Origin of the sequence: Rhizobium sp. NLR22b (assembly GCF_019685295.1) — a bacterium.
Lineage (GTDB): Bacteria > Pseudomonadota > Alphaproteobacteria > Rhizobiales > Rhizobiaceae > Rhizobium.
Genome location: NZ_JABDWM010000052.1, coordinates 1 through 6,085, shown reverse-complemented (window position 1 = coordinate 6,085; position 6,085 = coordinate 1). Strand labels below are relative to the sequence as shown.

Sequence of the window (6,085 nt, the reverse complement as noted above, 5' to 3'; positions counted from 1 at the left end):
GAGCTTCGGCAGTAGCCGCATAATCGAAAGCGCCGTCACGCTCTTGCCACAACCGGACTCGCCGACTACGCCGAGCGTTTCGCCCTTCTTTACTTTAAAGCTAACGCCGCCGAGAGCGTGCGTGACGCTTTCTTCGCCGAAAAAATGCGTTTCGAGGCCCCGCACATCCAGAAGCACCTCGTTGTTGATGGTCCTATCCTCCTTAGAAAACTCAGTTTGTCTTTCATCGCTGGAGACTTGCATTAGCATTTTAGCGCCTCCTCTTTGCACGAGGATCGAACAGATCTCGAAGACCATCGCCCAGGAGATTGACCGCTAAAACGGTGACGGCGAGAAAAACCCCGGGAGCGAAAATCGTCAGCGGCGCGGAAGCCAAATAAACACGCGAGCTGGAGATCATGTTGCCCCAGCTCGGGATCTCCGGCGGTACTCCAACGCCTAGAAAGCTAAGACCGGCTTCGGTCATGATCGCATCTGCGCAAACTATGGCACTCTGAACCATGAGCGGGGGGATAGTGCTCGGAAGAATGTGTCGCCACAGAAGTTTCGGCAGCCGTGCTCCGCCGCAGACTGCAGCCTCAACGTAAGGACGTTCGCGCACGCTCAGTACCACCGAGCGCACAAGCCGAGCGACGCTTGGCGTCTGGGGAAGCGTGACGGCGACGATGAGTATGCTGATATTGGGCCCTATCAAGGAGATAAGGGCGATAGCCAGCAGAATGGTCGGGATCGACATTAGAGCATCCATCACGCGCATGATCACGTTGTCCAATACGCGAACGTAGCCTGCGAGGACGCCGAGCAGCAAGCCAACACAGGCTGCCAATAGAGCCGATATTAGGCCCACCATCAGCGAGATACGCGCCCCGTAGATAGTACGTGCGAACACGTCGCGACCAAGATTGTCAGTCCCAAACCAGTGCTCGGCAGAGGGAGGCTTGAGGCGAACAAAAGGATCCATGCTCCGGGGATCGGCAGCGTAAAACGGTGCTGCTAGCGCGAGGATAATTAGGACCATAAGAAGGCCACCGCCGATCAGGACTAGTGGATGCCGCCCTGCGAGCCGGGAGAGGCTCGATTGTCCTACTCTAGCGGTGGACACGGAAACTATATTAGCAGAGGAGGTTCTCATATCAGTACCTGATGCGGGGGTCGATCAGCGTGTAGGTTAGATCGACTGCAAGATTGATGAGGACATACAGGCCCGAAGTGAGGATCAACACACTCTGGATGATCGGGTAGTCACGGTTGTTGATCGCATCCACCACCAGGCGCCCGACGCCGGGGATATTGAATACCGTTTCAGTGAGCACGACTCCGCCGATAAGGTAGGCGAAGCTGATGCCAATCACAGTCAGGATGGGAACACCCGCGTTTCTGAGCGCATGATGAAACAGCATTGCACAGGAAGAAGCACCCTTGGCGGCTGCCGTGCGCATGTAGTCTTCAGATAGGACCTCAAGCATGCTGGCACGAGTGACACGGGCGACGAACGCGATAAAGGGCAGGCTCAACGCTACCGTCGGTAGGATTAAGTGCGCGAACCAATCCCCCACCCCCTCGTCCATGGGTGCGTAGCCTTGTACGGGCAGCCATGCGACGCTTATAGCCAGTACATATACGAGAAAGTAACCGATTACGAACACGGGAACAGAATATCCAAACGCCGAGAACACTGTTAAAAGGCGATCGACAAAACCGCCGTCACGCCACGCAGCGAGGATACCAAAAAACACCCCAACTGAGACCGAAAGAGCCAAGGTCAGTACCGACAGCGAAACGGTTGGTGCCAGCCGCTGTGCAAGAAGTTCAAATACCGGACGGCCAGAGAAAATGGAGGTGCCGAAGTCCCCGTGCAGCATTGCGGAGAGCCAGTGGATGAACTGTACCGGCAGAGGCTGGTTCAATCCCAGATGCTCGCGGATGCCGTTGACGATTTGTTCAGTCGCGTTTCGTCCGGCCATCACCACAGCTGGATCGCCCGGAGCTAACCTGACCAGGAGAAAGATGAAAATCCCGACCATCGCCATAACGGCGATGGCCGAAAACAACCTGCGATAGATATAGCTGGCCATCAGCCTTCCACTTTCCGCATATTCCAGATTGCTCGCTCCGGGGCCGGAGTGCTGATTATGTCCACTAGATGCTTATTGCGTGCCGATGGTGCTTTTGTCTGACAAAGGAAAACTATTGGGACGTAGTCCCACCAGATACGCTGCATCTCGCGGGCCAACGCCTGACGCTCCGTCTTTGTCTCCGTACGGGGCCATTTGCCACGCAGAACTTCGAATTCATCATTCTGCGGCCAACCGTACCAGGCCTCTTCGCTGTTCATTACAAAGAGTGACGTTGCCATCGGGTCGCGCATCTCGTAGTCGGAGAAAGTGGTGATGAAGAAGTTCCAGCCGCCGTCTTCCACTGGCCCCTTGTTGCCTCTACGCACAGCCAATTCACTCCAGGTCATCGGAGCAAGCTCGGCGTTGATTCCCGCCTTCTGTAGCACGCTGGCAAATAGCTGCGAGGCGACATCGCCGTCACGCCAATCCGTCGGATCAAGTATAACAACCTTTTCGCCGGCATATCCGGACTCGGCGATCAGTTGTTTTGCCTTCTCGAGATCGCCGCCCTCCTTAAACCACTCGATATTCACGTCATTCGAGTACGGCGATCCGGTTCCAAACGTCGAGGCGACAGGGCGACCAAACTTCTCGTCGGGAGCCATCAAGCTCAGGAAGGCTTTCTGGTCGATCAGATACAGCAATGCCTGGCGCATCTTAACGTTGTTAAACGGCGGCTGGAGAAAGTTCATGCGCACCACCCAGTCCGACCCATTTCCACCGAGCGTGTCAAGGACAAGGTTATCGCTGCTTTCAATCACAGAAAAAAGATCGGCCACGGGCTCCGCCCAGAAATCCACCTCACCTGCCTGCAGTGCTGCAAGCGCAGTCTGAGGATCCGAAATGTTTTCCCAAATGACCTGCTCGGCTTTCGCAATTTTGGCACCGGCAAACCCGCTGGATGGCTCGTTCCTTGGGACATATTGCTCGTTGCGATCATATACAACGCGCGAGCCAGGCCTGGTAAGCTCTGCGTTGAACTTGTACGGGCCAGAACCGATGTTTGTCGTGACCTGCTCGGTTGCCGGTAGCTTCGCATCCTGCTCGCGCATCATGAAGAGCGGCTTCGCCAAGATGTCGGTCAGCGATCCCACCGCTTCATTAAGCGTGATGACAAATGTCCTGTCGTTGGTCGCCACAATATTTGCGGCATGTTTTAGCAACAGTTGCCCAGATGGCTCCACCTGACCCCAGCGACGAATCGAAGCCACACAGTCAGCTGCCGTTACCGGCGTACGATCATGCCAGCTTAAGCCATCACGAAGTTCAAACGTATAGGCCTTCTTGTCATCCGATGCGCTCCAGTTGCCCACCATTTGTGGCTGCGGCACAAGATCAGCGTCCAGCGCAAACAGCGTGTCGTAGACCGCCATCGCGTGGTTGAAAGTGTTTTGCGAGGTGGTGAAAACGGGATCGAAGATCTGGATATCACCCATGATCATACGAATTGCTTGCTTATCTTGCGCTCGCAAAATCGAGGGAGCAGCCAGTACTGCCCCGGCAGCCAAGACTGATTGCATCAATGTCCGTCGCGTAATTGTCATGTCAGTTCCCCTTGTTTTTAATATGATAGGTTTGCCATGTTTCTGCTGCGACCATAGGCCCACATGGCCGGACGAATGGCGGCGAACTCCTGTCTGGACCTACCGTTTGGTATGAAGGCGCGCGGCTTCCAAAATTAGTTCATCGAAGACTGCGGAGTACCGTGGGCGGATATCTCGTCTCAGTCCCACGACGCTAAGCGTCATGTCTAATTCGGGCACGTATCCGACATCGAGCCCCCACCAGCCGCCGTGGGCATAGACGGTTAAGTCTCCGACGTTATGGATCTGCGGCCCATGCCCATAAAGGTCGTCCTCGTGATTTCTGAAGGTCGTCGTTTTGGCGACGGATATCATCACGTGGATCGTTTCTGGCCGTTCAAAAACCTTTCCATGAAATAGCGCATGGAAAAACGTGGCTAGGTCTCTCGGCGTTGAAATCATCCCACCGCCGCCAAAAAGATCATGAGGGGGGTCTTCGTCGTAGCTGTCCCAGCCGCACGCGTATTCATATTGGTGAGCCCGTGTGAGGACCCCCTCGCGCTCCAGTTCGAGCACTTCCCACCATGTACTCTCGAGGCCTAGACGATCAAACCGGACGAGTTGCCGCGTTGCCGCGGCCATCGATTTTCCTGTTACCTTCCCAAGGATCGCGCCTAGCAGGAGGTACCCTGTGTCGCTGTACTCAAACGCCTCTCCCGGTGGGAAGCGACGGCCCCCCTCCATTGCCATTTGCAGTTGCTCTTCGAGGGTAAAGCAGTGTCTCACTTGCCCAGACATCAGTCCTGGCAACATCTGTGCGAAAGCATCTGTGTGGAACACATCGCGGAGGCCCGCAGTATGCGAGAGGAGGTGGCGTACAGTAATTGCCTTCGCGTCGTATCCGGCGTTCGTAAGAATCGAGGTATGCTCGATGGGCAGATAGGAATCAATTGATCCGGCCAACTCGATTTGGCCCATTTCCCATAGCCTCAATATAGCGGCGGCAACGAAGGGTTTGGTGACACTTGAGATTCGAACGGGGTGCGCAGTTGTCAATGGCTCGCTTCCCGACCTTTCGGTCACGCCCGCCACCACCCCGATCTCCAGATCCAGTTTCGGCGCTATGATATACGCTGTAGCTCCAGGCGCCCCATCGGCACGAACGAGATGGGAGACTAGAATTTGCGCCTTTGCCTGCAGCATCGTCGCCTTCTCACGGCGATCGTCAATGGCACAGCATGCCTCCACGGCGCCAAACTCCGACTGAACGGGCGTTGGCTGCTCCGATTTTGCGCCAATCAGCCCCGAAGCACCGCTAAGCTCTGCGCCCGTAGAAGCAGGAAACCATTCCTTATTGATGGCCATTTTTCCCTCCCCATTTTGTCCATCGAACAGCGAAGTCCGCATTAGATGACACTCCCAACGGCCGCGACGTCTTCTCACGGTAAAGGACAGTCAAGGCAGCGAACTCGCGACGCCATTCCTCTCCGGAAGCTCCGAATTGCAGCTATTCCGTCGTCGGTGAGGGCTTCGGCTTTCGCGAGGCCAAGCCGGTCGGCCATCCGGTCAGTAATGCCAACACCGAAAAAGACACCTCATCGGCAGTTGACTTGCAACCCGACGCCGGATGTGTAGCAAACGGGGCAAGCCGTCGCCTGATCATTTCGCTGTATAAGAGCACGATGGTCCCCAATATTGTTTTGTGAGCAATAGAACATAAAATTGCATTGCCCAAATAGGTACTTTCAATGTGGAATATTAATTTGGCTAATGTTCGCGCCACGGGCGGTGTTGGCATTTTATCTCCGCCCGGCTAGCTTCCCCAGCATCGGCACGCTCGGTGACCGTGCCGCATATCTCGCGAGCTCCGGCAGCTCCGTGCTGCGGTCAAAGGTGAAGCCAATTGCATTAAGAAGGAAAGGTGAGAACGTTTCGATGATCTTGGCTATGATCGAATGCGAGTGGTGGCTCTTTCTTGATCGTCACGGTATCGCTGCTCTCGCGCTCTATCAGCGACGTGGCGCGGGACGCATTCTCCGGTGAAAGAAGAGAAGATCGCCCTGCCAATGAGCGAACTGGAATCCCTAGCCAATAAGGGCAGGAGCTGTTGGCGCGCTGCAATATCGCGACTTGAGCTGCCATCCATAAGGTCCGCCTCAGCCGTGCATTTCCATATTGGTCTGGCCTCGAAACATTCCTGACTGGATTGTCGCAAGATCCATGCCGCAGAACTCCGCGCGACCTCGACTTGTGGGCCTACCATAAGGGCGTGGTGCTCGACTTCTCCCGGCCTGGCAAGCCGACCGACAACAGCTACATCGAGAGTTTCATGTATAGACGGCCCCGCGGGCGCAAGAGGCTTTCTGCAAGTTTAGTCATCACTCGGGTGCGTTCATGTATTCGGCCTTTGTCTGCGACCGAGACCATGGTCGCTGGCCCTGATGG

General features: G+C 55.6%; 5 protein-coding genes and 1 pseudogene. All 6 read right to left on the bottom strand.

Annotated elements, in window-relative coordinates:
* Positions 1-249 (bottom strand): ATP-binding cassette domain-containing protein (locus HJC00_RS32170; RefSeq protein WP_221165205.1); only part of this gene is annotated, 249 nt, incomplete at its 3' end.
* Position 250: 1 nt separating this feature from the next.
* Positions 251-1,132 carry an ABC transporter permease gene (locus HJC00_RS32165; protein ID WP_207603935.1) on the bottom strand — a complete coding sequence of 294 codons (882 nt, stop codon included), beginning with the start codon at positions 1,130-1,132 and terminating at the stop codon, positions 251-253.
* A 1-nt stretch (position 1,133) separates the two neighbouring features.
* Entirely contained in the window at positions 1,134-2,075 is a 942-nt protein-coding gene (locus tag HJC00_RS32160; RefSeq protein WP_207603934.1) for an ABC transporter permease, read from the bottom strand.
* The gene (locus HJC00_RS32155; RefSeq protein WP_246569476.1) at positions 2,075-3,661 is read right to left on the bottom strand and encodes an ABC transporter substrate-binding protein; all 1,587 of its coding nucleotides are present in this window, start codon (positions 3,659-3,661) and stop codon (positions 2,075-2,077) included. The genes HJC00_RS32160 and HJC00_RS32155 overlap by 1 nt, the downstream gene beginning before the upstream one ends.
* A 99-nt stretch (positions 3,662-3,760) precedes the next feature.
* On the bottom strand, positions 3,761-5,005 hold the full coding sequence (locus tag HJC00_RS32150) for a serine hydrolase (RefSeq protein WP_207603933.1): 1,245 nt from the start codon (positions 5,003-5,005) through the stop codon (positions 3,761-3,763).
* A 738-nt stretch (positions 5,006-5,743) separates the two neighbouring features.
* A pseudogene (locus tag HJC00_RS32145) lies at positions 5,744-5,874 on the bottom strand (transposase); the annotation flags it as partial.
* Positions 5,875-6,085 lie beyond the last annotated feature (211 nt).